The organism is Streptomyces sp. KPB2 (assembly GCF_003950055.1).
In the GTDB taxonomy this organism is placed as follows: domain Bacteria; phylum Actinomycetota; class Actinomycetes; order Streptomycetales; family Streptomycetaceae; genus Streptomyces; species Streptomyces salinarius.
This window is the reverse complement of sequence record NZ_CP034353.1, coordinates 3150195-3175376: the sequence shown is the minus strand read 5'-3', so window position 1 is coordinate 3175376 and position 25182 is coordinate 3150195. Positions and strand designations below refer to the sequence as shown.

26 protein-coding genes and 1 pseudogene are annotated in these 25182 nt (G+C 71.9%); 10 read left to right on the top strand and 17 right to left on the bottom strand.

The annotated features are described in order from the left end of the window. Positions 1 to 3 precede the first annotated feature (3 nt). Positions 4 to 1281, top strand: coding sequence for a thymidine phosphorylase (locus D1J63_RS13775; RefSeq protein ID WP_197924833.1), 1278 nt, complete (start codon positions 4 to 6; stop codon positions 1279 to 1281). 57 nt (positions 1282 to 1338) lie between these two features. On the opposite strand, the gene D1J63_RS13770 is transcribed toward D1J63_RS13775, so the two are convergent. Then, the gene (locus tag D1J63_RS13770; RefSeq protein ID WP_125629101.1) at positions 1339 to 1725 is read right to left on the bottom strand and encodes a hypothetical protein; all 387 of its coding nucleotides are present in this window, start codon (positions 1723 to 1725) and stop codon (positions 1339 to 1341) included. A 156-nt stretch (positions 1726 to 1881) separates the two neighbouring features. Here D1J63_RS13770 and D1J63_RS13765 point away from each other — a divergent pair, with 156 nt between their 5' ends. Further along, the gene (locus tag D1J63_RS13765; protein ID WP_232250178.1) at positions 1882 to 2946 is read left to right on the top strand and encodes a MarR family transcriptional regulator; all 1065 of its coding nucleotides are present in this window, start codon (positions 1882 to 1884) and stop codon (positions 2944 to 2946) included. 6 nt (positions 2947 to 2952) lie between these two features. Here the strand turns inward: D1J63_RS13765 and D1J63_RS13760 are convergent, their stop codons facing one another. Together D1J63_RS13760 and D1J63_RS13755 are read right to left on the bottom strand one after the other, a co-directional pair. Further along, complete coding sequence (locus D1J63_RS13760) at positions 2953 to 3873, bottom strand: AEC family transporter (protein WP_125629100.1); 921 nt, start codon at positions 3871 to 3873, stop codon at positions 2953 to 2955. A gap of 82 nt (positions 3874 to 3955) precedes the next feature. Then, positions 3956 to 5583 (bottom strand): annotated as a pseudogene (locus tag D1J63_RS13755) (IS200/IS605 family accessory protein TnpB-related protein). A gap of 194 nt (positions 5584 to 5777) precedes the next feature. Here D1J63_RS13755 and D1J63_RS13750 point away from each other — a divergent pair. After that, positions 5778 to 6149 carry an STAS domain-containing protein gene (locus D1J63_RS13750; RefSeq protein WP_102932034.1) on the top strand — a complete coding sequence of 124 codons (372 nt, stop codon included), beginning with the start codon at positions 5778 to 5780 and terminating at the stop codon, positions 6147 to 6149. Here D1J63_RS13750 and D1J63_RS13745 read toward each other — a convergent pair. Both D1J63_RS13745 and D1J63_RS13740 read right to left on the bottom strand, forming a co-directional pair. Then, complete coding sequence (locus D1J63_RS13745; protein ID WP_125629099.1) at positions 6042 to 7046, bottom strand: sigma-70 family RNA polymerase sigma factor; 1005 nt, start codon at positions 7044 to 7046, stop codon at positions 6042 to 6044. The genes D1J63_RS13750 and D1J63_RS13745 overlap by 108 nt on opposite strands. A gap of 111 nt (positions 7047 to 7157) precedes the next feature. Next, positions 7158 to 8474 (bottom strand): MFS transporter, encoded by a 1317-nt coding sequence (locus D1J63_RS13740; protein ID WP_125629098.1) that lies wholly within the window; start codon positions 8472 to 8474, stop codon positions 7158 to 7160. A 63-nt stretch (positions 8475 to 8537) separates the two neighbouring features. On the opposite strand from D1J63_RS13740, the gene D1J63_RS13735 reads away from it, so the two are divergent. Further along, positions 8538 to 9491: a LysR family transcriptional regulator gene (locus D1J63_RS13735; RefSeq protein WP_125629097.1), complete on the top strand. Its 954-nt coding sequence runs from the start codon at positions 8538 to 8540 to the stop codon at positions 9489 to 9491. Between the two features lie 26 nt (positions 9492 to 9517). Here D1J63_RS13735 and D1J63_RS13730 read toward each other — a convergent pair whose 3' ends face one another. Together D1J63_RS13730 and D1J63_RS13725 are read right to left on the bottom strand one after the other, a co-directional pair. Beyond that, positions 9518 to 10279, bottom strand: coding sequence for an alpha/beta hydrolase (locus D1J63_RS13730; RefSeq protein WP_102932038.1), 762 nt, complete (start codon positions 10277 to 10279; stop codon positions 9518 to 9520). A 126-nt stretch (positions 10280 to 10405) separates the two neighbouring features. After that, complete coding sequence (locus D1J63_RS13725) at positions 10406 to 11161, bottom strand: SDR family oxidoreductase (RefSeq protein ID WP_102932039.1); 756 nt, start codon at positions 11159 to 11161, stop codon at positions 10406 to 10408. A 122-nt stretch (positions 11162 to 11283) separates the two neighbouring features. Here D1J63_RS13725 and D1J63_RS13720 point away from each other — a divergent pair, with 122 nt between their 5' ends. From D1J63_RS13720 to D1J63_RS13710, 3 genes are all read left to right on the top strand, one after another. Beyond that, positions 11284 to 11718 (top strand): Rrf2 family transcriptional regulator, encoded by a 435-nt coding sequence (locus D1J63_RS13720; protein ID WP_125629096.1) that lies wholly within the window; start codon positions 11284 to 11286, stop codon positions 11716 to 11718. Positions 11719 to 11830: 112 nt separating this feature from the next. Next, a complete protein-coding gene (locus tag D1J63_RS13715; protein WP_125629095.1) occupies positions 11831 to 13021 on the top strand; it encodes an adenosine deaminase in 1191 nt (396 codons plus the stop codon). Between the two features lie 140 nt (positions 13022 to 13161). Beyond that, positions 13162 to 13530, top strand: coding sequence for a hypothetical protein (locus D1J63_RS13710; RefSeq protein WP_061442870.1), 369 nt, complete (start codon positions 13162 to 13164; stop codon positions 13528 to 13530). A gap of 83 nt (positions 13531 to 13613) precedes the next feature. On the opposite strand, the gene D1J63_RS13705 is transcribed toward D1J63_RS13710, so the two are convergent. From D1J63_RS13705 to afsQ1, 5 genes are all read right to left on the bottom strand, one after another. Continuing rightward, positions 13614 to 13817 carry a PspC domain-containing protein gene (locus D1J63_RS13705; protein WP_061442869.1) on the bottom strand — a complete coding sequence of 68 codons (204 nt, stop codon included), beginning with the start codon at positions 13815 to 13817 and terminating at the stop codon, positions 13614 to 13616. A gap of 95 nt (positions 13818 to 13912) precedes the next feature. After that, positions 13913 to 14455: a VanZ family protein gene (locus tag D1J63_RS13700; RefSeq protein WP_102932042.1), complete on the bottom strand. Its 543-nt coding sequence runs from the start codon at positions 14453 to 14455 to the stop codon at positions 13913 to 13915. 207 nt (positions 14456 to 14662) lie between these two features. Next, positions 14663 to 15274: a hypothetical protein gene (locus D1J63_RS13695; RefSeq protein ID WP_125629094.1), complete on the bottom strand. Its 612-nt coding sequence runs from the start codon at positions 15272 to 15274 to the stop codon at positions 14663 to 14665. Continuing rightward, positions 15274 to 16872 carry a two-component system sensor histidine kinase AfsQ2 gene (gene afsQ2 / locus D1J63_RS13690; RefSeq protein ID WP_102932044.1) on the bottom strand — a complete coding sequence of 533 codons (1599 nt, stop codon included), beginning with the start codon at positions 16870 to 16872 and terminating at the stop codon, positions 15274 to 15276. The genes D1J63_RS13695 and afsQ2 overlap by 1 nt, the downstream gene beginning before the upstream one ends. Beyond that, positions 16869 to 17546: a two-component system response regulator AfsQ1 gene (gene afsQ1, locus D1J63_RS13685; protein WP_003974066.1), complete on the bottom strand. Its 678-nt coding sequence runs from the start codon at positions 17544 to 17546 to the stop codon at positions 16869 to 16871. The genes afsQ2 and afsQ1 overlap by 4 nt, the downstream gene beginning before the upstream one ends. Before the next feature lie 208 nt (positions 17547 to 17754). Between afsQ1 and D1J63_RS13680 the strand changes: the two genes are divergently transcribed. Further along, positions 17755 to 18486, top strand: coding sequence for a SigE family RNA polymerase sigma factor (locus D1J63_RS13680; RefSeq protein ID WP_164411741.1), 732 nt, complete (start codon positions 17755 to 17757; stop codon positions 18484 to 18486). 252 nt (positions 18487 to 18738) lie between these two features. Here D1J63_RS13680 and D1J63_RS13675 read toward each other — a convergent pair whose 3' ends face one another. After that, positions 18739 to 19374, bottom strand: coding sequence for a uridine kinase (locus D1J63_RS13675; RefSeq protein ID WP_240798722.1), 636 nt, complete (start codon positions 19372 to 19374; stop codon positions 18739 to 18741). A 158-nt stretch (positions 19375 to 19532) separates the two neighbouring features. Here D1J63_RS13675 and D1J63_RS13670 point away from each other — a divergent pair, with 158 nt between their 5' ends. Further along, positions 19533 to 19943: a hypothetical protein gene (locus tag D1J63_RS13670; protein WP_125629093.1), complete on the top strand. Its 411-nt coding sequence runs from the start codon at positions 19533 to 19535 to the stop codon at positions 19941 to 19943. 20 nt (positions 19944 to 19963) lie between these two features. Here the strand turns inward: D1J63_RS13670 and D1J63_RS13665 are convergent, their stop codons facing one another. Together D1J63_RS13665 and D1J63_RS13660 are read right to left on the bottom strand one after the other, a co-directional pair. Next, complete coding sequence (locus D1J63_RS13665; protein ID WP_125629092.1) at positions 19964 to 20215, bottom strand: type II toxin-antitoxin system RelE/ParE family toxin; 252 nt, start codon at positions 20213 to 20215, stop codon at positions 19964 to 19966. Next, positions 20212 to 20466 carry a type II toxin-antitoxin system Phd/YefM family antitoxin gene (locus D1J63_RS13660; protein WP_125629091.1) on the bottom strand — a complete coding sequence of 85 codons (255 nt, stop codon included), beginning with the start codon at positions 20464 to 20466 and terminating at the stop codon, positions 20212 to 20214. The genes D1J63_RS13665 and D1J63_RS13660 overlap by 4 nt, the downstream gene beginning before the upstream one ends. Before the next feature lie 223 nt (positions 20467 to 20689). On the opposite strand from D1J63_RS13660, the gene D1J63_RS13655 reads away from it, so the two are divergent. After that, complete coding sequence (locus D1J63_RS13655) at positions 20690 to 22753, top strand: bifunctional serine/threonine-protein kinase/glutamate ABC transporter substrate-binding protein (protein ID WP_125629090.1); 2064 nt, start codon at positions 20690 to 20692, stop codon at positions 22751 to 22753. Positions 22754 to 22814: 61 nt separating this feature from the next. On the opposite strand, the gene D1J63_RS13650 is transcribed toward D1J63_RS13655, so the two are convergent. Both D1J63_RS13650 and D1J63_RS13645 read right to left on the bottom strand, forming a co-directional pair. Continuing rightward, on the bottom strand, positions 22815 to 23708 hold the full coding sequence (locus tag D1J63_RS13650) for an aldehyde dehydrogenase family protein (protein ID WP_164712834.1): 894 nt from the start codon (positions 23706 to 23708) through the stop codon (positions 22815 to 22817). After that, entirely contained in the window at positions 23701 to 25179 is a 1479-nt protein-coding gene (locus D1J63_RS13645; RefSeq protein WP_125629089.1) for an aldehyde dehydrogenase family protein, read from the bottom strand. The genes D1J63_RS13650 and D1J63_RS13645 overlap by 8 nt, the downstream gene beginning before the upstream one ends. Between the last annotated feature and the right edge of the window lie 3 nt (positions 25180 to 25182).

Here is a 25182-nt window from a genome sequence, read left to right as displayed (position 1 = left end):
GCCATGGACGTCATCTCAGTCATCCGCACCAAGCGGGACCGCGGCGAGCTGACCGGTGAGCAGATCGACTGGGTCATCGACGCCTACACGCGCGGTGAGGTGGCCGACGAGCAGATGTCCTCGCTCGCGATGGCGATCCTGCTCAACGGCATGAACCGCGGCGAGATCGCCCGCTGGACGGCCGCGATGATCGCCTCGGGCGAGCGCATGGACTTCTCGTCCCTGTCCCGCCCGACCGCCGACAAGCACTCCACGGGCGGCGTCGGCGACAAGATCACGCTGCCGCTGGCGCCCCTGGTGGCGGCGTGCGGCGCGGCCGTCCCGCAGCTCTCCGGCCGCGGCCTCGGCCACACCGGCGGCACCCTGGACAAGCTGGAGTCCATCCCCGGCTGGCGCGCCCTGCTCTCCAACGAGGAGATGCTGGACGTCCTGGACACCACGGGCGCGGTGATCTGCGCGGCGGGCGACGGTCTCGCGCCCGCCGACAAGAAGCTCTACGCGCTGCGCGACGTCACGGGCACGGTCGAGGCGATCCCGCTCATCGCCTCCTCCATCATGTCCAAGAAGATCGCCGAGGGCACCGGCTCGCTGGTCCTGGACGTGAAGGTCGGCTCCGGCGCCTTCATGAAGACGATCGAGGACGCCCGTGAGCTGGCCTCCACCATGGTCGGCCTCGGCACCGACCACGGCGTGAAGACCGTCTCCCTGCTCACCGACATGGCCACGCCCCTCGGCCTGACCGCGGGCAACGCCCTGGAGGTCCGCGAGTCCGTCGAGGTCCTGGCCGGCGGCGGCCCCTCCGACGTGGTCGAGCTGACCCTCGCCCTGGCCCGCGAAATGCTCGACGCCGCAGGCCTGAAGGACGCCGACCCGGCGAAGGCGCTGGCCGACGGCTCCGCGATGGACGTCTGGCGCCGCATGATCGCGGCCCAGGGCGGCGACCCGGACGCCGCTCTGCCCACCTCGAAGGAACAGCACGTGGTGAAGGCGGGCGCCTCCGGCGTCCTGACCCGTCTCGACGCCTACGACATCGGCGTCGCCGCCTGGCGCCTGGGCGCGGGCCGCGCCCGCAAGGAGGACCCGGTACAGGCCGCCGCGGGCGTCGAACTCCACGCCAAGCCCGGCGACACGGTCACCGAGGGCCAGCCCCTCCTCACCCTCCACACGGACACCCCGGACCGCTTCGAGTACGCGCTGGCGGCGGTGGAGGGCGCGTACGACGTCGCCCCGGCGGGCACGGCCTTCACCGCCTCGCCGGTGGTGCGGGAACGCATCGCCTGATCCCTGGCGGCCAGGGCAACCGGGCCGTCGCGCGGCGGCGCGACGGCCCGACGTGCGTCAGTAGGCGACCTTGCCCCACGTGCTGCGGTCGAACTTCAGGTAGAACTTCTTGCCGTTGAGCACGTCCGTCACGGCCGTGTCCCACACGCCCTGCGAGAGCCACCGCTTGGCGTAGCACTTGTGCGGCTCGCCGGCGCCCTGGTAGAAGCACGCCTGCACGTACGCGCCGACGGTTGCCTTCACGTTGACGTCGGCGCAGCGGGTCGAGGTCGTCCGCCACTGCGGGTAGGCCGGCCACACCTTGTTCGTCGTGCTGAAGTCGACCGCGCCGCCGTAGCAGGTCTGCGCCGTGGCCGCCGAGGCGCTGGACGCGCCACCGAACAGCAGTCCGGCGGCCAGGGTGCCCGAGGCGAGCACGGTGGTGAGCTTCGTACGAGTGCGCATGGTTCTCCTTCGTCGAGTGGGTGTCCCGAGCCGGCCGCTGCGGGCCCGTCGCGGGCTCCGGCCGACCTGGTCCCAGCTTCCGGCCGCCGCGGGCGCGCTTCGACGTGATTCGGTCTGGTCCGAAGAACGGCATTCCAGAAGGATCGGCGGAGACCGTTGGGCGAGGGACTCGGGGGAACCGTGGTCTACCGCATCCACTTCACGCTGGAAGACCTGGCGCGCACCCGGGTGGCCGAGCCGCCCCCGCTGCTGGAGCTGAGCGCCGCGCTGCGCACGCTGCGCGAGCCCGGCCACCCCGTCCGCTTCGGAGCGTGGCGGCACGCCGTCCGTGACGCCCTGGACCCCCGCGCGCGCATGGTCCTCGAACTCGTTCCGCCCGGCGGCTGGGCACCCACATTCCTGACCTCGTCCGCCCACGGGAGCGCGCAGGAACTGCTGGAGCGGGTACGGGCCACCCCCCGAGCCGTTGTCCGCGCAGACCTGGCGCACGTGGCCGAGTGGCAGCCGCTGCCGCGGTGGGCGCACCGACTGCCCGAGGACGCCGCCCTGCTGGGGCGGCTCTGCGACGCCCTGGAACACGTTCACGCGGTCCTGCTGGCCCCGTACTGGGCGCACGTGACCGCCGTGGCCGGGACGGACCGGGGCCTTCGGACCCGGCAAGCCGTCGGCGGCGGCATGGACCGGATGCTGGCCTCGCTGCAGCCACGGCGCATCCGCTGGAACCCACCCGTCCTGGAGATCGCGATGCTGTCCGGATTCGACGGCGACCTGCATCTCGGCGGACGCGGACTCCTGCTCGTCCCGTCGGTCTTCGGCGCCGCCGCCCCGGCCGTCGACATCGATGCCGAGCCGCAACCCGTCCTGCGCTACCCCGCGGGCACGGAGCAGTCGCCGGGCCCGCTGCCCGGGGCGGCCGCGCCGTCCGGCTCCGTCCCGGGCAGCGCACGCTCACCGCTCGCCTCACTCCTGGGCCGGACCCGCGCCGCCGTGCTGTCCGCGATCGCCGAGAACCCGGGCTGCTCCACCAAGGAGCTGGCCGCCCTGCTCGGAATCGCGCCGCCCAGCGCCAGCGAGCACGCGACCACCCTGCGCGAGGCACGGCTGATCGACACCGTCCGGGACCGGAACACGGTGCTGCACAGCCCGACGGCCCTCGGCATCACCCTGCTCGACCATGAGCCGGGACCCCACCGGGCCGGCGCCGGGACGCGGGGCGCCTGACCGGGGTCACCCCAGCACCGTCGCCACCCCCACCAGCACCGGCACGGACACCACCGTCGAGACCAGGATCGCGTCCCGGGCCAGGCGCTCGCCCACCCCGTAGGTCGATGCGTACGTGTACAGGTTCTGCGCCGCCGGGAGCGCCGACGTCACCACCACGTCGAGCAGTTGGGAGCCCCGCAGACCGAAGACCCCCGACGCCAGCGCCCAGGCCACCGCCGGCTGGCCCACCGCCTTCAGCGCGACCGCGAGCAGCACCGGCCGCCGTTCCACGCCCCGCAGCGGCATCGTGGAGCCGCACAGCCCGATGCCGAAGGCCAGCAGCACCGCCGGGACCGACATGTTGCCGATCAGCGTCACCGGGTCCATGACCGGGTCGGGCACCTCTAGGCCGCTCGCGGCCACCGCGACCCCGGCGAGCGAACCCAGCGCGATCGGATTGCGCAGCGGTGTCAGCAGCCGCCGCCACAGCGTGCCCCCGCCGCCCCCGCGCGACAGGTCCAGGATCGTCACCGCCACCGGCGTCACCAGCACCAGCTGGAACAGCAGCACCGGCGCCACCAGCGAGGCGTCGCCCAGCACGTACACGGCGATCGGGATGCCGAGGTTGCCGGAGTTGACGTAACCGGAGCAGAGCGCGCCGATGGTCGTACGGCCCACACCCCAGCCGCGTACGACGCCCACCGCGACGAACGCGCCGGCCACCGCCAGTGTCGACAGGGCCGTCACCAGCAGCCGGGCGGAGAAGACCACCGACAGGTCGGCCGTCGCCAGGGTCGTGAACAGCAGGGCCGGCGATGCCACGTGGAAGGCCAGCTTGGTCAGCACCTCGCGGCCCTGGGGGCCGAGGTGGCCGCGCAGGCCGAGCACATAGCCCACCCCGATCACCACCGCGATGACCGCGAAGCCGGTCAGCACCCCCTGCACGGCACCCCCTCGCGGACGGAGACGCGGGTGCAGGGTGGCCCGGAGGCGGGACGGGGTATGTGGGGCATACAGCGAACCGTAGCTATTCAGTGAGCAGGAGTGAGTCCTGGACCCATCCCTGCTCGCTGCGGGCACCCCGAACGGTGTTGGGTGTCCTGGTCGCCCGCGTTCGCGCCGTGTCCGGTGGCACGGATCGTGTCCGTGGTCCGGGGATACGGGGGCGGGGTCCCTCACGCCCAAGAGCCTTCCGATCGGCCTGAATGGTCCGATGCCCGCGTCCATCGCTCTGGTGGGTGCGGGGCGGTGCCGTCCGACGCCGGATGGGAAAGCCCTGGGCGCGTCGCCCGACCGCGATGCTCGCCGCATCGTGCCGAGTCGTCCTGCGGGTGGAGGTGGTGAGGGGTTTCTGCCAGTGCTGGGCACCCCAGCGCGAGGTGTAGGCCGGGTCGACGGCGATGACCGTGATACCCGTCCGATCAGCCATGGAAGCCAGGCGGGTGCGGAGCCGACTGGTGGGCATCCCGGAGATCAACTGCCTGAACTGCTTCCTGTGGCCGTGCTTCTCCCGGGTCTTCTCGGCAGTGAAGTCGAGGTCCTCGACGGCGATGGCCTTCACGCCGTGGCTGGTGGCCCAGTGCAGGAGCTGAGTAAGGGCGTGGCGGACCTGCGCGTCGCGATGGTCTGCCGACCCGATGAGGTCGTAGGCGAAGCGGCGCGGGTGGCCGACGGGGTTGCCGTGGAGGTCCAGGCGCCAGGCGGCGAGGTGGTCGCGTTCATGTCGACCCCGATCACCCCCTCCGCCAATGCCGCAGCCAGGGGGACGGTGTGGGTGACGGGTTTCTGCCAGGACGCGGTCACGTACCAGCGGCCCCGCATCGTGTCGTGGTGTATGCGGTAGGCGACGGCCCGGTTGGCCGCGACACGGTCGGCCCACTCCTGCCCCCGGTGCGCGAACCTGATGCGGGCGGTAAGGACATACCGGCCGTGCGCCGCGTTGGCCAGATGGGCGAGCGGACCAGGAAGCCGGAGGGACACCTCACCGCCCGGGCTGATGCGGATGGTCTCGTTCCCGAAGCGTTTGCCGGACTCCCCATCCGCCTGCACGAACCAGCGTGCTGCTTCCCACCGTTCACGCCACCCGGCCTCGGTGAGTCCGACGTCGGGCAGTTGGTGCCTGAGGCGGGCCAGCCGTTTGCCGCCGCGCACCACGTGCACCCTCCCGGCCGCCCATTCCGCGCGTGCCCGTGCCAGCCGGTCCTCCAGGACATGCAGGCGCCGGGCCTTCGCGTGCCACTCCCGCCGACTGCGATACCCACCCGACGCATGCTTCGAGCCGTTCTCACCGATCGGCAGCGACAGCCGATGCCGCAGGGTCCGCACCCCCGCGTCCAACGACTGGAGGTGCGCGTGGGCACTACGCCGGGCCAGTGCCCACTGATCATTCGACGCTTTGGTGATCGCACCCGCCCACCGGGCCGACGACAACGGCGTCAACTCCCGTTTCCGCCCCGCCCACGCCACGGCATCATGCCCCAGCCCGTCACGGCACCGCGCCTTGAGGTCACGGGAAGCCAGCGCGCCCAGATGCGCTCCCACCTGCCGCAGTACCTCCACGTCGGTGGTGGTGAGCTGCTTGAGCCGAGTACGCACCGCCATCCCCGACGGGCCCGGCACGACGAATGGCGCCACAAGTCCTCGCAGACCACTCACACCGCACTCCTCCCCGCCCAGCCGAGACGACCCGCACACCCCATTCAACGAACACGTCCGCCCGAGGTCACGCATTCGACAGCTGGACCTCTGTTCCCACTCGGACTCAGAGTCAACAGTTCCCGACCCTGCCGGAGGGCACGCGCAGGTCAATGTGATCCCCGACCGCCCCGGCACCGATGAATTCCCGGCGCATGCCGGGTCTACCGCACGTGGACGCCGTGACACCCGCCGTACTCGTGCTGCCGGGGCCCGTCTCCCGTGGGGAGACGCCCCGGTTCTGCGACGAGGTGCGCGCGCTGCTGGAAAGCACCCGGGCCGGGGTGGTCGTCTGCGACGTCGGCGGCCTCGGGCCGCCGGGGCTCGCCGTGGTCGACCTGCTGGCCCGACTGGAGCTCACCGCCCGGCGGGCCGGGGGCCGGATCAGGCTGCGCGACCCCGATCCGGCCCTGCACGCCCTACTGGACCTCGTCGGCCTCCGCTTCGAGACGGAGCGGCAGGTCGAACAGCGGGAACCACCGCTTGGTGTCGAGGAAGCAGTGGAACCCGGTGATGCGGCCGTCTGAGATCTCCAGGACCTGCACCGCCCACGGCGCGAACCCGCCCGCCTCCGGGTCCGGCTTGTAGTGCGCGAAGGCCGGCAGCCCGTTGGCCTCCACCCGCAGCAGCCGGGAGCCCGCGCACGCGGCGCCGAGCGTCGTCATGAAGCCGGTGATGTCCGCCGGGCCGGCCAGCCACAGGTCGAACGGCGGCATCGTCATGACCGCGTCCTCGTGCAACAGCGCCGTCAGCGCCGTCATGTCATAGCCCTCGAAGGCCGCGACATACCGCTCCAGGAGCTTCTGCTGCTCCTCGTCCAGCGGGTCGGAGACCGCCGCGTCGGCGCCCCGGTCCGCCCGCTCGGCGAGCGTCGCGCGGGCCCGCTGCAGGGCGCTGTTGACGGAGGCGACCGACGTGCCGAGCAGCTCGGCGACCTCGCTCGCCTTCCACGCCAGCACCTCGCGCAGGATCAGCACCGCCCGCTGCTTGGGCGGCAGTTGCTGCAGGGCGGCCATGAAGGCGAGCCGCACGGACTCCTTGGCGACCGCGGCCTCCGCCGGGTCCGCGGTCTGCGGCAGCACGCGGGCGTCCGGCATCGGCTCCAGCCAGGTGTGGTCCGGGCGCGGCGACAGGGCGGCCTGGGCGAGCGGCGTCGCCTCCGTCAGGTCCATCGGGCGCGCCCGCTTGTTGCCCGCGCTCAGCATGTCCAGGCAGACGTTGGTCGCGATCCGGTACAGCCAGGAGCGCAGGCTGGAGCGGCCCTCGAACTTGTCGTAGCTCCGCCAGGCGCGCACCAGGGTGTCCTGCACCGCGTCCTCGGCCTCGAAGGAGGAGCCGAGCATCCGGTAGCAGTACCCCGTCAGCTCGGGCCGGTGCTTCTCCAGCGCCGAGTCCAGCTCCGGCGTCACCGTGCCGTTGGTCATCGTCCGTCCACCCACCCCTGTGGCGTCCCGTCGTGCGCGTCTTCGCGCCTCGCACTTCGGAAGCTACCGCAGGGGACTGACAATGGCCTGTGCAGTCAAGAAAGGCGCAGGTCAGCGGGGCAGGCTCAGCGCCCTCACCGGCGTGCCCGCGGCCCGGCGCGCCGCCAGCGACCCGGACACCGTGATCACCACGACGCCCAGCACCGCGAGGACCCCGACCCCGACCGTCCCGGCCCAGCCGCCCGAGTGGAAGGCCACCGCGCCGACCGTGCTGCCCGCGCTGGAGCCCACGTAGTAGGCGGACTGGTACAGCGCCGAGGCCTGGGCGCGGCCGTGCTGCGCGGTCTTGCCGACCGCCGAGGAGGCCACCGCGTGCCCGGCGAAGAAGCCCGCCGTGATCAGCACCAGGCCGAGCAGGACCAGCGGGAGGGACGGCGCCAGGGACAGCAGCAGGCCCGCCGCCGTCGTACCGGCACCCAGGTAGAGCGCACCGCGGCGGCCCAGGCGGCCCACCAGCCGGCCCGCCGTCGACGCCGAGACCGTGCCGACCAGGTAGACCAGGAAGATCGAGCCGATCAGGCCCTGCGGGAGGGAGAAGGGCGCCTCGGTCAGGCGGTAGCCGATCACCGTGTAGACGCCGCCGAACACCGTCATGAACAGCGCGCCGATCGCGTACAGGCGGCGCAGCAGCGGGTTGGCGAGGTGGTCGCGGACCGTGCGGACCAGGACCCGCGGGCGCAGCGAGCCCGGCGTGAAGTGCCTCGGCGCCGGCAACAGCAGCCGGAAGGCCACCGCGCACGCCACCGCGACCAGGCCGACGACCCCGACGGCCACCCGCCAGCCCCACTCCTGGGCGACCCAGCCGGTGATGACCCGGCCGCTCATGCCGCCCACGCTGTTGCCCGCCACGAACAGGCCGATCGCGGTCACCAGCGCCCGCGGCCGCACCTCCTCCGCCAGGTACGCCGTCGCCGAGGCCGGCAGCCCGGCCAGCGCCGCGCCCTGCACCGCCCGCAGCGCGACCAGCGCCGGCAGCGACGGGGCGAAGGGCACCAGCAGCCCGACCGTCACCGCGACCGCCAGCGACGCCGTCATGACCGTACGGCGGCCGAACCGCTCCGACAGCGCGCTCATCGGCAGCACGAACAGGGCGAGGCCACCGGTCGCGGCGGCCACCGTCCAGCTCGCGTCGCTCGCCGTGACGCCCAGGTCGCCGGAGATCAGCGGCAGCAGGGCCTGGGTGGAGTAGAGCAGCGCGAAGGTCGCGACGCCCGCCAGGAACAGCGCGAAACTCATCCGGCGGTAGCCGGGGCCGCCCGGGGCCATGCGCGAGTCGGAGGGGTCGGAGGAGCCGGTGGAGTCGGGGACCGCGGGGGCGGCGGGGGCGGCGTCCACGACCGTGGACGCCCCGGTATCGGCGGGAGTCATGCCACGAAGGTACGAAGCCCCTTACTCATCCGTCCAATGCATGGAATGGCCATAATCGTTCCCATGGTGCATCAGCAAAGCTCACGGCCCCGCCTGTCACCTTCCGGTGACACAGAAGACATCGTCGCGCTGCTCGCGCCCCGCCTCGCGCACTTCGCCGGCGTGGCCCGCACCGAGCACGTCACCCGGGCCGCCCAGGAGATGAACGTCCCCCAGTCGACCCTCTCGCGCGCCCTCGTCCGCCTGGAGGAGGACCTCGGCGTCGACCTGTTCGTGCGTCGCGGTCGCACCCTCGCGCTGACCGTCGCCGGGCGCACCTTCCTCGGCTCCGTGGAGCGCGCCCTCGCCGAGGTGGAGCGGGCGGCCGACGAGGTCCGCGCCGACGCCGACCCGGCCACAGGCAAGGTCGCCTTCGGCTTCCTGCACACTATGGGCGCCGAGACCGTCCCCGGCCTGCTGCACGCCTTCCGCGCCGACCACCCCCGGGTCCGCTTCAGCCTCGTGCAGAACTACGGCGAGGCCATGCTGGAGCGGCTGCGCGCGGGGGAGCTGGACCTGTGCCTCACCTCCCCGGTCCCCGACGCCCCCGACCTGGTCGCCCGCCGCCTCGACGAGCAGAAGCTGCGCCTGGTCGTCCCGGCCGACCACTCCCTGGCCGGGCGCCGGCGCATCCGCCTCGCCGAGGCCGCCGACGAGAACTTCGTGACCCTGGAGCCCGGCTACGGCCTGCGCCGCATCACCGACGCCCTGTGCAAGGAGGCCGGTTTCCGCCCCCGGGTGGCCTTCGAGGGCGAGGAGGCGGAGACGCTGCGTGGCCTGGTCGCGGCCGGACTGGGCGTCGCCCTGCTGCCGCCGCCCGCCGTGCCCCGCCCCGGCGTGGTCGAACTGACGGTCACCGCGCCGCGCGCCGCCCGCGAGATCGGCGTGGCCTGGCTGGCGGGGCGCACGGACACGCCGCCCGTGGCGGCGTTCAAGAGGTTCCTGCTGTCCCGGCGGGGCAGCCTGCTGCCGTCCTGAGCCTCCCGCGCCGGGGCGGACGCGTGCTACCGCCGCAGGGACTTCCCGAACCCCGCCGCCAGCGGCATCCGCAGCCCCAGCGGCGGGGGAGCGGCCAGGGCGTCCTCCACGGGGCGCGAGAAGGACTGTCCGAACAGCACGCCCATCACGAAGTCCTCCGCCAGCGCGGCGACTTCGTCCCGGTACTGGCGCAGCCCGTGGCCGTCGGAGTGCACCTCGAACCGGCACACGGCACGGTTCGCCTTCTTCGCCCGGGAGGCGAGCCGGAACGACAGCTCCGGGTCGCTGTGCCCGTCGTTCGTGCCGTGCACGATCAGCACCTGCCGCCCGGCGAGCTGCTTCACCGGTTCGGGTGGCGCGGCCACGTCGTCCTCCGGCAGCCAAGGGGCGATCGCCAGCACCGAGTTGACAGCCTCGTGCCCGGCCGCCCGCAGCGCCGCGCGGCCGCCCATCCCGGTGCCGAGCAGACACAGGGGCACGTCGCCGTAGCGCCGCACCGCCTCGTCGGCGGCCCACTCGGCGTCCCGGGCGAGGTGCGCCTCGGCGCCGTTCCAGCCGCGGTAGCGGTAGTGCACGACGTGCGTGGCCAGCCCCTCCTCCCGGCCCGCGCGTGCCAGCCTGCGCCCCAACGCGCGTACGGACGCGGCCGCGAGCAGGGCGGAGGGTCTGCGGTCGGAGACCTCGTCGCCCCCGGGGAGCAGCAGCACCACCCCGCTCACCGCCGTCCCCTCCGGACCGAGCGTCCGCCCCAGCCGGGCCCGACGGACCGGCGTCGCTTGCTGTGTCATGGCAGAAGATTCTCAGAAGACCCGGTGTACGGAACCCGTCCGCGCAGCCATCGTTACCGGGGACCTTGCGGAAAGCCTCGGCGACAGGACGCGAGGTCCGCCGGGGCGCACGGCAGGGGCTCGGGTTCAGGCGTTGTAGCCGCCGTGGGCGTCCAGCACCGCGCCCGTGACGTACGACGCGGCGGGGCTCGCCAGGAAGGCGATCGCCGCGGCGATCTCCTCGGGGCGTCCCATGCGCTGCAGGGACAGCGAGCCGAGCAGCGCCTTGAGGGTGTCGGGGTCCGGCGGTTGCATGCCGCTGTCCATCAGCCCGGCTTCCACGACGTTGGCCGTGATGTCGCGGGGCCCGAGGTCCCGTGCGACCCCCATGGTGTACCTCTCGATGCCCGACTTGGTCGCCGAGTAGTCGGCAACGCCCGGGACGCCGACCCGCGAGCCCAGTCCGGAACTCACCGTGATGATGCGGCCGCCCGTGCGCAGCACCCGAGCGGCGGCCCGGACGACGGCGATCACGCCGAGGTAGTTGGTGGCGTGCATCCTGTCCAGTGCGGCGGTGTCGGCGTCCGGGTCGTCCACCGTGCGGCCCTGCTCCACCGAGATCGCCGCGTTGTTGACGAGGATGTCCAGGCCGCCGAAGCGCGCGACCACGTCGTCGATCAGGGCCGGCGCCCGGCTCGTGTCCGCCTGGTCGGACTTGAGGGCGACGGCCTCGGCTCCCTTGCCGCGCACCTCGTCGACGACGGCCTGCGCCTGCTTCTCGGAGCTGACGTAGGTGAAGGCGACGTCGGCGCCCTGCTCGGCCAGCAGTCGTACGGTCGCGGCCCCCAGTCCGCGCGATCCCCCGGTGACCAGGGCGACCTTGCCCGCGAGTGGCTTGCTCATTCTTCTCACCTCGTTGGTTGAATCCCATCGACTGTCGCAACGTTAATTGTTACGACAGCCTGTTGCAACCTTCGCTGTTACGACAGCGGTAGGATGGGGGTCGTGGCCGAGAGGAGGAACCCGTGAGCGCCAACAGCAGGCTGACCATCGCCGCCCACGCGCTGGCCTGGATCGGCCTCTATCAGCGCCAGGGTCATGAGGTCGCCACCTCCGAGCAGATCGCGGCCAGCGCGAACACCAACCCCGTGGTGATCAGGCGGCTGCTCGGCGAGCTGCGCAGGGCCGGGCTCGTGGAGTCCCGGCGGGGCGTGGGCGCGGGCTGGTCGCTGGCGCGCGAGCTGGAGTCGATGACCCTGCTCGACGTGTACGAGGCGGTGGAACCCGGTCCCCTGTTCGCCATGCACCGCACCGCCCCGGACCAGGGATGCGTCGTGGGCCACGGCATCCAGCCGGCCATGCAGAGCATCTACGAGGGCATCGAGGAGACCCTGCGCCACGAACTGGACCGCGTCACGCTCGCGAACGTACTCCGGGACGTACTCGCGACACCTCGCTGAGACCTCCCTTACGCCCGTTCATCACCAAGGTCCCCATGGGAGCCCGAGTCGGCGGCCGGCTCGTTCGTGCGTTCGCCCGGTGTTCTACGCGCGTAGGAGTTAGAGTGCGGAAATGACGAGCCAGAGCACCGAGAAGAGCGCCGCGGCGAACACCGCGACGGTCTCGAAGACACCGTCGCCGGACCACATCCGCCGGGCGCCCAAGGTTCTGCTGCACGACCATCTCGACGGCGGGCTGCGTCCCGGCACGGTCGTCGAACTCGCCCGCGAGACGGGCTACCCGGACCTCCCGGAAACCGACGCCGACCGGCTCGGCACCTGGTTCCGGCAGGCCGCCGACTCCGGGTCCCTCGAGCGGTACCTGGAGACCTTCTCCCACACCGTCGGCGTCATGCAGACCCGCGACGCCCTGGTCCGGGTCGCCGCCGAGTGCGCCGAGGACCTCGCCGAGGACGGCGTCGTCTACGCCGAGGTGCGGTACGCGCCCGAGCAGCACCTCCAGCAGGGGCTGACCCTCGAAGAGGTCGTCGAGGCCGTCAACGAGGGCTTCCGGGAAGGAGAGCGGCGCGCCCGGGAGAACGGCCACCGCATCCGGGTCGGCGCCCTGCTCACCGCCATGCGGCACGCCGCCCGCTCCCTGGAGATCGCCGAACTCGCCAACCGCTACCGCGATCTCGGCGTCGTCGGCTTCGACATCGCCGGCGCCGAGGCCGGCTACCCGCCCACCCGGCACCTGGACGCCTTCGAGTACCTGAAGCGGGAGAACAACCACTTCACCATCCACGCCGGCGAGGCCTTCGGGTTGCCGTCCATCTGGCAGGCCCTGCAGTGGTGCGGCGCCGACCGGCTCGGGCACGGGGTGCGCATCATCGACGACATCCAGGTCCACGAGGACGGCTCGGTCAAGCTCGGGCGGCTCGCCTCCTACGTCCGGGACAAGCGGATCCCGCTGGAGCTGTGCCCCAGCTCCAACCTCCAGACCGGCGCCGCCGACTCCTACGCCGAGCACCCCATCGGGCTGCTGCGCCGGCTGCACTTCCGGGCCACCGTCAACACCGACAACCGGCTGATGTCGCACACCGGCATGAGCCGGGAATTCGAGCACCTTGTCGAGGCGTTCGGTTACACGCTCGACGACATGCAGTGGTTCTCCGTCAATGCGATGAAATCAGCGTTCATTCCTTTCGATGAACGACTGGCCATGATCAATGACGTCATCAAGCCCGGTTACGCGGAGCTGAAGTCCGAATGGCTGTTCCAGCAGACGGCCTCCACCAGCGGATATGCGGAGAGCGAGGGGTGACCGGGCGGCGACGGTAATACGAAAACGCGGACAGGATTTCACGATCCGTCCGCATTTCGATGTTTGCCGCCGAGGGGGAAGCGTGTTTACGGTCGAGCACCGCTCACATCCCCGTCACCCCATTACGAGGACGCATTTCCATGAAGCAGTCTGCTGCCAAGACCCTCGGTGTCGCCGCCCTCGGTGCCGCCTTCGCCGCCGCCGGAGCCGGCGCGGCCACCGCGGCCCCCGAGCTCCCGGACACCGCGCAGACGGTGGACTCCGTCGCCCGCACCCTGCCCGCGGAGACCGTCTCCCAGGTGGCGCCCGGCGCGGGCAACGCGCTGGAGCAGGGCCGCCGGATCGCCGGCACCGGTCTGACCGTCGCGCAGCCGGTCGTCGAGCAGGTCGTCGCCGAGCAGCTCGCCGAGGGTCCGACCGAGCCGGTCGCCAAGCTGCTCGGCGGAGTGCCGCTGAAGGGCCTGCCCACCCAGGGCCTGCCGGTCAACGGCCTCCCGATCGGCGGCTGACCCGCGCCTCCCCACGCGCCGAAGGGGCGCGCCCGGTGTCGCCGGGTGCGCCCCATCGGCGTACCAGAGGGGAGATACGTCTTTCACCAGGCCGTACGGGCGGCCTTCTCCTCGGACGGGAGCAGGATCCACAGGGCCAGGTAGAGCAGGAACTGCGGACCGGGCAGCAGGCAGGAGACCAGGAAGATCACCCGCATCGTGCCGGCCGAGGTGCCGAAGCGCCGGGCCAGCGCGGCGCACACTCCGCCGATCATGCGGCCGTGGGTGGGGCGGGCGAGGCGGGACATCGCGGCTCCTTCGTGAGCGTCTGGGCGGGGCTGCCCTCCGGCTTCCCCTTCATCTGCCCTCCACGCTACGGAGACGAACGGAACAAAGCGTCGCTCTACGGGGCGATACCGACCCTGGGAATCGTCGGGGTCCGACCCTGAGCGGGCTCCTCCTGGGGTACGTCCTCCTGCCGGTACCGGCGACGGAGCCGGGCCCGGCCCGCGGGGACGACGACGAGGTGCGCGAGGGCCACGCCCACCGTGTTCAGCAGCACCGAGTCGATGTCGACCACCTGGCCGGGCACCCCGGTCTGCAGCAGCTCGATGCCCACCGACAGCAGGGCGGCCGCGGCCGTGGTGCGCAGCAGGGACGCCAGCGGCGAGACGGTCAGCCGTCCGCCCGCCATCGGCAGCAGGACCCCCAGCGGGGCCAGCAGCGCCAGCCCCCCGGCGAGCGAGCGGGCGGCCTGGACCCCGCCCAGCGCCAGGTCGGCGCGGATGCCGGCGAAGGGCTCCAGATTGGGGGGCAGCACCCAGGGGACGTCCAGTGGCCGCAGCGCGTACCAGGCGACGAACGCGAGATGCGCGACGAGGAGAACGCCTCCCGTCACACGGATGCGGAGCGCGACGCTGCCGCCGAGGAACCCATGACGCTGCACGTCCCCCTAGACGCGGCCCACGCCGCGCACGGTTCCGGGCCCCTGCTCCGCATGGGTGAGGCTTGCGCCACATGCCCCTCGTACGGCCTACACGGTGCCGGTCCCGCAGGCCTTCACCCGGCCTCGTACGGCCCGGCGGTGCCTCGTACGGCCGCGTACCGGCCTCGTACGGCCGCGTACCGGCCCCATGTGGACGTCGGCCGGCCGTCAGCCGGACGTGACGTCGTCGGCCGGTGGTTCGTTGCTGCCGGGGCGGGCCCGGACCTCGTCCGTGCAGATGTAGCGGCGGGCGGACCGGTCGGCGGGGCCGGCCAGGACCACGGAGCCGTCGCCCTCGGCCGCGGCGGAGTCGGAGAAGGTGCACACGACCTGCGCGAGGGCGTACGAGGTGAGGTCGTCGGGGTCGGTGCTCAGCCGCAGCGTGTCCTCCGGGTCGCCGGAGCGCGGTCCCGTCACGGTGATGCCGCGGCGTACGTCCGACGTGTACCCGGCCTCCTTCTCCGCGGCCGAGGGCTGCTCCGCCAGCTCGTTCAGGAGCCCCTGGGCCACCAGCACGCGCCGCCCGGAGTCCGACGCGCCGTCCGGCACCCGCACCGTGCGGTCCACGGCCACCAGCGAGGAGCCGCACAGCAGGAACACCCGCGCCGGCATCCCGGGGGTGGTCCGCGTCGACACGTCCGACTCGGCGAGCGAGCAGCGCACCCGGGAGGGCGCGGGACCGTAGTCCGTGGGCACCTCGGTGGCGCGGATGCCGCACCCGGTCAGCAGCACGGCCAGTACTCCGAGCCCGGTCAGGGCCGGCAGCCGGCGTACGGTCATCAGACCTGTCCCTTCGCGTCCTTGCCCTGGTCCTCGGTGCCCTCGCGGTCCTCCCCGGCGGGCGGGGACGGGTCCTGCGGCAGCCGCAGCGTGAAGATCGCGCCGCCCTCCGGCGCGTTCTCGGCGGATATCTCACCGCCGTGGATGTGCGCGTTCTCCATGGCGATGGACAGGCCGAGCCCGCTGCCCTCGGAGCGCGGCCGGGAGGCGCTCGCCTTGTAGAAGCGGTCGAAGACGTGCGGCAGGACGTCCTCGGGGATGCCGGGACCGTTGTCCCGCACCCGGATGACGATCTCGTGGTCCGCCCGCGTCACCGACACCCTGACCGGCGACCCGCCGTGCTTGAGCGCGTTGCCGATCAGGTTGGCGAGAATGACGTCCAGGCGGCGCGGGTCCAGGCGGGCGTGGATGCCGCGCTCGGCGTCCAGGTCGACGGCGTCCAGCCAGGCCCGGGCGTCGATGCAGGCGGTGATCTGGTCGGCGACGTCCACGTCGTCCAGGACCAGCCGGGCGGTGCCCGCGTCGAAGCGGGTGACCTCCATCAGGTTCTCCACCAGGTCGTTCAGCCGCCGCGTCTCGCTCACCACCAGCCGTACGGCGGGCTCGACCATCGGGTCGAAGCTGCCGCCCTCGCCGTCGCCCTCACCCGCGTACTCCAGCTCCTCCTCCAGCACCTCGGTCACCGCGGTGAGCGCCGTCAGCGGCGTACGCAGCTCGTGACTCATGTCGGCGACGAAGCGCCGCGAGGCCTGCTCCCGGCCGGCCATGTCCGCGACCCGCTTCTCCAGGTTCTCGGCGGCGTTGTTGAACGTGCGGGACAGATCGGCCAGTTCGTCGGTGCCGGACACGCGCAGCCGGGTGTCCAGCTTCCCCTCGCCCAGGCGCCGCGCCGCGACTCCGAGCCGGTGCACCGGCTTCAGCACGGTCGTCGCCAGGGCCTGCGCGAGCAGCGCGGAGCCGAGCAGGGCGAGCCCGGTGGCGATCCCCAGCGACCAGGCGAGCGAGTTCAGGTCCTTGGCCTCCGGTTCCAGCGACTTGAGCATGTAGCCGGTCGGCCCGCCGCCGATCACCTTCGTCCCGGCCACCAGGTACGGGGTGCCGTCGTCGGTGATCCGCTGCCAGTACAGGTGGTACGGGTGCTTGTTGGCGGAGGTGAGCTTCTGCTCCTTGTTCACCGCGGCGCGCAACGACTCGGGCACGTCGGCCAGCGCGAAGCCGCCCAGGCCCCCCGAACTGCCGTACACGGCACCGCCGTCGGCGCCCTCGGCGACCAGCAGCACCGTGAACCGCTGGCTGCTGTTGGCCATCTGCCCCGCGGTGTGCTGCAACTCGTCCTGCGTGGGGTGCTCGGGCAACGCGCCCGCCCGGCTCTGCATCTCCTGCTCGAAGTCGCGCAGCACGGCGTCCTGGGTGCGGGTGAGCACCGCCTCGCGGTTCAGCCAGTAGGCGATACCGGACGCGGACACGGCCGCGGTGAGCGCGACCAGACCGAAGACGAGGACGAGCCTCAGGCGCAGGCTGGTGAAGCGCAGCCCGGACCAGACTCCCTTGCGAGCCGCGGCCAGGCCGCGGTCACCCCCTGGTTGTTCCTTGGTCACTGAGGCGGATCCAGCCGGTAGCCGACACCCCGGACGGTACGGATCAGGGTCGGGGACGACGGCACGTCCTCGACCTTGGCGCGCAGCCGCTGGACGCACGCGTCCACCAGCCGGGAGTCGCCGAGGTAGTCGTGCTCCCACACCAGCCGGAGCAACTGCTGCCGGGACAGCGCCTGTCCGGGCCGCCGGCTCAGTTCGAGCAGCAGCCGCAGCTCGGTCGGCGTCAGCTGGAGGTCCTCGCCGTTCTTCGTCACGGTCATCGCCGAACGGTCGATGACCAGGCTGCCGAAGCTCGCCGAGTCGGTGGACTCCCGTTCCCCGCGCCGCAGCACGGCCCGGATCCGGGCGTCGAGGACCCGGCCCTGGACGGGTTTGACGACGTAGTCGTCGGCGCCCGACTCGAGACCGACGACCACGTCGATGTCGTCGTTGCGCGCGGTCAGCAGGATGATCGGCAACTGGTCGGTGCGCCGGATGCGACGGCACACCTCGAAGCCGTCGATGCCGGGCAGCATCACGTCCAGCACGATCAGGTCCGGCCGCTGCTCGCGCAGCAGCTTCAGACCGTCCTCACCACTGGCAGCGGTGGCCACCCGGTGGCCCTGGCGGGTCAGGGAGAGCTCCAGGGCCGTGCGGATGGCGTCGTCGTCCTCGATCAGCAACAGGGAAGGCACGCGCTCATTCTGGCCCATGAGGGGGCCGGTGTTCGACCTGCGGGTGCGGTTGGGGTCCCAGGACACGGCCGGACCCTGTGAAGGAAGGGTGGTGCAGCGGTGACGGACCCCTGTGACAGCTCTGTGACAGTCGGCGGACACGGCCATGAAGTCACCGGGGCAAGCTTTTCGTCACAAGCAACCGGCAGTCCACGACGGGGGGCGCGAGATGAACACGCTGAAGGGCACCAACACCAGCGCAGTGCTCACGCGTCTGCACGACGTGCACGCACACCGGGGTTCCGAGAAGTCCGGTGCCGTGAGCGGGCGGGGGTGCGCTCGCGGCACCGGGCGTCAGCACACCGCGTACATGACGGTGGTTGACGCGAACACGGGGGAAACGGGGAACACGGGGGACCGGGGGGAGCGACGTTCCCTGTCGGAGGCGGAGTTCACCGCCTACGTCCAGGAGCGCCGCTCCTCCCTGTACGCGACCGCCTACCACCTGACCGGCGACCGCTTCGAGGCCGAGGACCTGCTGCAGAGCGCGCTGTTCTCGACCTACCGGGCGTGGGACCGGATCAGCGACAAGGCGGCCGTCGGCGGATACCTCCGCCGCACCATGACCAACCTGCACATCAGCGCCTGGCGGCGGCGCAAGCTCAACGAGTACCCGACCGAGGAACTGCCGGAGACGCCCGGCGACATGGACGCGATGCGCGGCACCGAACTGCGCACGGTCCTGTGGCAGGCGCTGGCCCGGCTCCCCGAACTCCAGCGCACCATGCTGGTCCTGCGCTACTACGAGGGCCGCACGGACCCGGAGATCGCGGACATCCTCGACATCAGCGTCGGCACGGTGAAGTCCAGCATCTGGCGGTCGCTGCGCCGGCTGCGCGAGGACGAGGTCCTCAGCTTCGGCCGTGACCGCGAGGACGCCTTCGGCGAACTGGTCGCCTGAGGCAGGGGGCGGGGGCCCCGTGAAAAAAGTTCGAGCCGGGGTGTATCAGGGGGCGGGACCCGGACTCTTACTCACGGGGAAGCACCACGGGGGAACAACGGGGGACACGGGGGAACGACGGGGGACGGGGATCACGGGGGATCCACGGGGGAGTGGAAAGGGAGCGGGACTGGAGGGCCGGGGGGTCCGTCCAGTCCCGCTTCCGCGTGTCCGGGCGGGTGCGAGCAGGGGCAGGCGCGCGTACGGCAGGCGTTACACGGCCGTACGGCTGGTGGCGCACCGGCCCGCGGCCGCGGCGGCCAGGCGGCCCATCGCCTCGTCCCGGTCGCACACGTGGGCGCCGAGGGCGGACTGCCGGGCGATGACCGACCGCTCCAGCCGCATCAGCCGCCAGCCCCTGCGCAGCAGGAACGGCACCGACTTGCGGCTCTCGCGCAGGTCCCGCAGGAACCGGCGGCGGAAGGTCGTCAGCGGGCCCCGGCTCAGGCACAGCGCGTCGGCCAGCACGCCCAGTTCCCGGCAGCGGTCCACCAGCTCCGCGGCGAAGATGCCCTCCGCGAGGAACAGCGGCGTCCGCCCGATGTCGACGGCCTCCTCGCCGGTGCGGGCGCTCAGCGAGATGTCGTAGACGGGCACGTCGGTACGCCCCGTGCGGCACAGCTCCCCGATGGCGGCCAGGGCCGCGTCCGCGTCCCACGACGCGGGGTGGTCCCAGTCGATGTCGGAGCTCTGGGGCACCGTCGGCAGCGTCGGGTCGGTGCCCTCCTTGTAGAAGTCGTCGAGACGCAGCACCGGGAGGCCGGAGTGCGCGGCGAGGAGGGACTTGCCGGAGCCGGAGGGGCCGCAGAGCAGCACGACTCGCGTCGGTATGGGCGGATGGGAGCTCACGGGACACCAGTCTGAGGCATCGAACGGCTGTCGTAGACCCCGCGGGTGGACTTTGCAGCGGGTGTCACATCTCGATGGCGCTGTGCGGTGACCTGATCACGGTGTGCGCTGTTAACAGGGAAGTCCGTAGCAATCCACACCAAGAGGTGGCAGCAGCGATGGCCCGACACGCGTCCCCCCGCACTCCGCACGCACAGCGCGCCCTGGTCGTCCTCGCGACCGTGGGGGCCGCCGTGGCAGCCGGAGCGGCGACGGCTTCCGCGGCGGAGGGCGGCGGCGACACGATCGCCGGCCTGGCCCACACCCGCCCCACCTCGCTGGGCAACATCGACCCGCAGGCGGGCCTGGCGGCCGTCTCCGGCACGGTCGGCTACGTCACCGGCCCGGTCGCCGACCTCAAGCCCAACCCGCTGGCCGGCACCGGCGTGGACCCGCTGGACAACGGCGTCGGCACCAAGGTCGCCGACTTCCAGCCCCTGACCTCGACGGCCCTGACCGGACCGGTCGCCCAGGCGCAGTCCCTGGGCGCCGTGCCGGTGGTGGGACAGGTGACGAAGCTGCTGCGCTGAGAGGACCGGCCCGGCGGGGGTCAGGCGGTTCGGCCGAGGTGGGTCACCAGGATGCGAATGACGGCGGCGTCGATGGCGTAGAGAACCCGGTACTCACCGATACGCAGTCGTCGAAGGTCGGCTGATCCAAATGGGACCGAACCCGTTGGGCGGGGGTCGTCCGCCAATTTGTCGATGGTGTCCAGCACCACTGCGAGGCCGCTCGGGTCGTCCTCGAGGGACCGGGCGGCAGCGTTGAGAGCTTGTGGCTCGAAGGTGATCTCGTAGGTCACTTCTGCTCGAGCCCCAGCCGCCTGCGCACCTCGGCCATGGGGGTGCCTTCTCCGAGCGTCCCCTCCGCCTTGCGTCGCTGATAGTCCGCCACCGCCAGGGCGTCCTCCAGATCCTCTATCACCTGCGGCGACACCAGAAGGGCAGCCACGTGCCCGTGGTCGGTGAGGGCGATGGTCTCGCGGCCGTGGGCGGCGCGGCGCACGAGGTCGCCGAGCTGGGAACGGGCGGCGCTGATGGCGATCTGAGTCATGCACGCAGGGTGCCACAAGATTTCACATGTGAGCGGTTCATCGATGGAGTGCTCAAATTTCCGGTGCCGCCCGGTCGGGGGCCCAAACCGTTACGTGGAACCGGAAGGAACATGGATGGACTGTTCGCCCCGCTTGTTCTCGGGCGGATTCTCCAAGCCGTCATGGTGGCCGTCTAATCTTTGGTGATCCACGTTTCGCGCAAGAGGTGCCAGGGGGGGCCGGGTGCACAACGACGACGGAATCAAAGGGACCGGTGGCAGTGCCGACGGGCGTCCCGAGGAGCGTGCTTCGGCCCCCCACATGGTGATCGAGGGCCGCTACGAGCTGCTGGAGCCGATCGGCAGCGGCGGAATGGGCGAGGTTTGGAAGGCCCTCGACCGGCGGCTGCGCCGGTTCGTCGCCGTGAAGGGGCTCCTGGACCGCAGGGCCATGACCCCGGACACGCAGCAGGCGGCGGTGCAGCGGGCCCGTCGCGAGGCGGAGGCCCTCGCCAAGATCGAGCACCAGAACGTGGTGACGGTCCACGACCAGATCGAGACCGCCGACCAGGTCTGGATCGTGATGAAGCTGCTCGAAGGGCGGTCGCTGGCCGACCTGTTGAAACGTGACGGAGTCCTCGGCGTGCCCCGAGCCGCGAAGATCGGCCTCCAGATGGCCCAGGGCCTTCGGGCCGTCCACGAGGCGTCGGTCCTGCACCGCGACGTCAAGCCGGGCAACGTCCTGGTACGGGACGGCGGCCAGGTGGTTCTGGTGGACTTCGGCATCGCCACCTTCGAGGGCGCGGACCGGGTCACCCGGCACGGCGGCATCATCGGCACGCCGCCCTACCTGGCGCCCGAACTCTTCGCCGCCGCCTCCCCCGGCCCCACGCCCGCCTCCGACCTGTGGGCGCTGGGCGTCACCCTGTACGAGATGGTCGAGGGACGCCTGCCCTTCGGCGGCAACGAGGTCTGGGAGGTGCAGGCGAACATCCAGCAGTCGCCCGACCCGCTCCTCCGGTACGCCGGTCCCCTCGGCCCGGTCATCCAGCGGTTGCTGATCACGGACCCCGACCGGCGCCCGGACGCGGCTGCGGCGGAGGAGATGCTCCGGGACGTCCTCGCGGACCCGGACACGCCGGCCCGCGCCCGGGCCGCCACCCCCGCACACCCGCCCATGGCCGGACCCACGCCGCCGCCCTCTGAGCCCGCGTCAGAGCCCCGGCCGGCGGAGACGGCGCCGGCACCCGAGGTCTCCTCCTCCGCGGTCTCCGCTGCCTCGACCGCCGAAGGAGGCGTTCCCAAAGCCGCCCCGTCCACAGGCGGTCCTTTCGGAGATGTTCCGGCCCAGGCCCCACCGGCGGCGTCGCGCCGCGGCTGGAAGGTGGCGGCGGCTGCCGCGTGCGTCGTGCTGCTGGCCGGGGGCGGCTGGCTCGCCTCGCACGGCGGCGGATCCGGGGGCGAGCAGGACGACGCCTCCGCCGCGCAGGGTGCGGGCACCGGCAAGGGGGACGCGGAGCAGGCGTGGGAGCAGTGGCGGGCCGCCAAGAAGAGGCTGACGATCGGCGCCAAGGAGGACCAGCCCGGCCTGAGCCTCCACAACAAGAAGACCGACGTGTGGACCGGCTTCGACATCGACATCGCCTACGCCCTCGCCGCCGAACTGGGTTACGGCAAGGAGCAGGTCGACTTCTACGGCGTGACCACGGCCAACCGGGCGAGCAAGCTGAAGAACGGCGAAGTGGACCTGGTCATCGCCTCGTACAGCATGACGCCCGAGCGCGAGAAGAAGGACGGCATCACCTTCGTCGGCCCCTACTACAAGGCGGGCAGCAGCCTCCTCGTGCGCAAGAACTCCGCGAAATACGAACTCAACGAAGCCGCCGACGTGGAGAAGAACCAGGTCGAGGTATGCACGGCGCGGGATTCCACGTACGCGGGCAGGCTGCAGCAGGAGGGGTACACCACCGGGAAGTGGCAGCCCGACACCTACAAGGAGTGCGTGGAAAGGCTGCTGGACAGGCAGTCGAGCGTGTACGCGGTCGCCTCGGACGACGTACTCCTCGCCGGGTACGCCCGGAACGATCCGAAGCATCTGAAACTGCTGCCCAGCGGCGCGGGCACGGAGCCCTACGGGGTGGCGATGCGGCAGGGCGATCCTCTCCTGAAGAGCAAGGTGTGCTCGGGGCTGAAGGAGATCCTGGCCGGAACGGAGTGGTCGGACATGTATATGAAGGATCTGGCCCCGCTGACGGGCCGGAAGACCGCGCCGAGGAAACCGGAACTGATGCCGTGCTCGGGTGAGTGAGTGACCCGGGAGGGCCGCGGCTCCCCCGGACGGGGAGGAACCGCGGCCCAGTCGGTGGCGGTCAGTAAGACGAACCCGACGCGCCCAGTGCGCCCGTCGGGTGCCAGACCGTCTTCGTCTCCAGGAACGCCGTCATGCGGTCCGTGCCCGGGGTCGCCGACCAGTCGACGTCGTCCACAGGCTGTGGACGCAGGACGCGCTTCAGGTTGTCCGCCGCCGCGATCTCCAGCTCCTTCGCCAGCGTCTCGTCGGCGCCCGTGAGGTCGATCGCGTTGACGTCCTGGTGCGCGGCGAGCGGCGTCGCGATCTCCGCGGTACGGCCGGAGAGGACGTTGACCACGCCGCCGGGGAGGTCGGAGGTGGCCAGGACCTCGCCGAGGGAGAGCGCGGGGAGGGGGGACTTCTCCGACGCCACCACCACCGCCGTGTTGCCGGTCGCGACGACCGGGGCGACGACGGACACCAGGCCCAGGAACGACGACTCCTGCGGGGCCAGGACGGCGACCACGCCGGTCGGCTCCGGGGAGGACAGGTTGAAGAACGGGCCCGCGACCGGGTTGCCGCCGCCGACCACCTGGGCGATCTTGTCGGTCCAGCCCGCGTACCAGACCCAGCGGTCGATCGCGGCGTCCACCTGGGCCGCCGCCTTCGACTTCGACAGGCCCTCCGCGTCGGCGACCTCCGCGACGTACTGGTCGCGGCGGCCCTCCAGCATCTCGGCGACGCGGTAGAGGATCTGGCCGCGGTTGTACGCCGTCGCGCCGGACCAGCCGCCGAACGCCTTGCGCGCGGCGACCACCGCGTCACGGGCGTCCTTGCGGGAGGAGAGGGGGGCGTTCGCCAGCCACTTGCCCTTTGCGTCGGTCACCTCGTACACCCGGCCGCTCTCGGAACGCGGGAACTTCCCGCCGACGTACAGCTTGTAGGTCTTCAGCACGCTGAGTCGCTCAGACATCGAGGTACGCCTCCAGGCCGTGGCGGCCGCCCTCGCGGCCGAAGCCCGACTCCTTGTAGCCGCCGAACGGCGACGTCGGGTCGAACTTGTTGAACGTGTTGGACCAGATCACACCCGCACGGAGCTTGTTCGCGACCGCCAGGATGCGCGAGCCCTTCTCCGTCCAGATGCCCGCCGACAGGCCGTACGGGGTGTTGTTGGCCTTGGCCACGGCCTCGTCCGGGGTGCGGAAGGTGAGGACCGACAGCACCGGGCCGAAGATCTCGTCGCGGGCGATGGTGTGCGCCTGGGTGACGTTCGTGAAGAGCGTCGGGGCGAACCAGTACCCGGAGGAGGGGAGTTCACAGGCCGGGGACCAGCGCTCGGCGCCCTCCGCCTCGCCCTGGTCGGCGAGGGCGGTGATACGGGCCAGCTGCTCGGCGGAGTTGATCGCGCCGATGTCCGTGTTCTTGTCCAGGGGGTCGCCCAGGCGGAGGGTGGCGAGCCTGCGCTTCAGGGAGTCGAGCAGCTCGTCGTGGATCGATTCCTGGACCAGGAGGCGGGAGCCCGCGCAGCAGACCTGACCCTGGTTGAAGAAGATGCCGTTGACGATGCCCTCGACGGCCTGGTCGATCGGGGCGTCGTCGAAGACGATGTTGGCGCCCTTGCCGCCCAGTTCCAGGGTGAGCTTCTTGCGGGTGCCCGCGACCGTGCGCGCGATCTGCTTGCCGACCGCCGTGGAGCCGGTGAAGGCGACCTTGTTCACGTCCGGGTGCGCGGTCAGGGCCGCACCGGCGCGGCCGTCGCCGGTGATGATGTTGACGACGCCCTTGGGGAGACCGGCCTGGCGGCAGATGTCCGCGAAGAACAGGGCCGAGAGGGGGGTCGTCTCGGCGGGCTTCAGGACCACCGTGTTGCCGGTCGCGAGGGCCGGGGCGATCTTCCACGCCAGCATCAGGAGGGGGAAGTTCCAGGGGATGACCTGGCCCGCGACACCCAGGGGGCGGGGGTTGGCGCCGTAGCCGGCGTGGTCGAGCTTGTCGGCCCAGCCCGCGTAGTAGAAGAAGTGCGCCGCCACCAGGGGCAGGTCGGCGTCGCGGGTCTCCTTGATGGGCTTGCCGTTGTCCAGGGTCTCCAGGACGGCCAGCTCGCGGCTGCGTTCCTGGATGATGCGGGCGATGCGGAAGAGGTACTTCGCGCGCTCCGCGCCGGGCAGTGCCGACCACTTCTCGAAGGCCTTGCGGGCGGCCCTCACGGCGCGGTCGACGTCCGCCTCGCCGGCCTCGGCGACCTCGGAGAGGACCTCCTCGGTGGCGGGGGAGACCGTCTTGAAGACCTTGCCGTCGGCCGCCTCGGTGAACTCGCCGTCGATGAACAGGCCGTAGGAGGGGGCGATGTCGACGACCGCGCGGGACTCGGGTGCCGGCGCGTACTCGAACGCGGGTGCGGATGAGGATGAGGATGAGGATGAGGGGGTGGGTGCGGGTGCCATGTC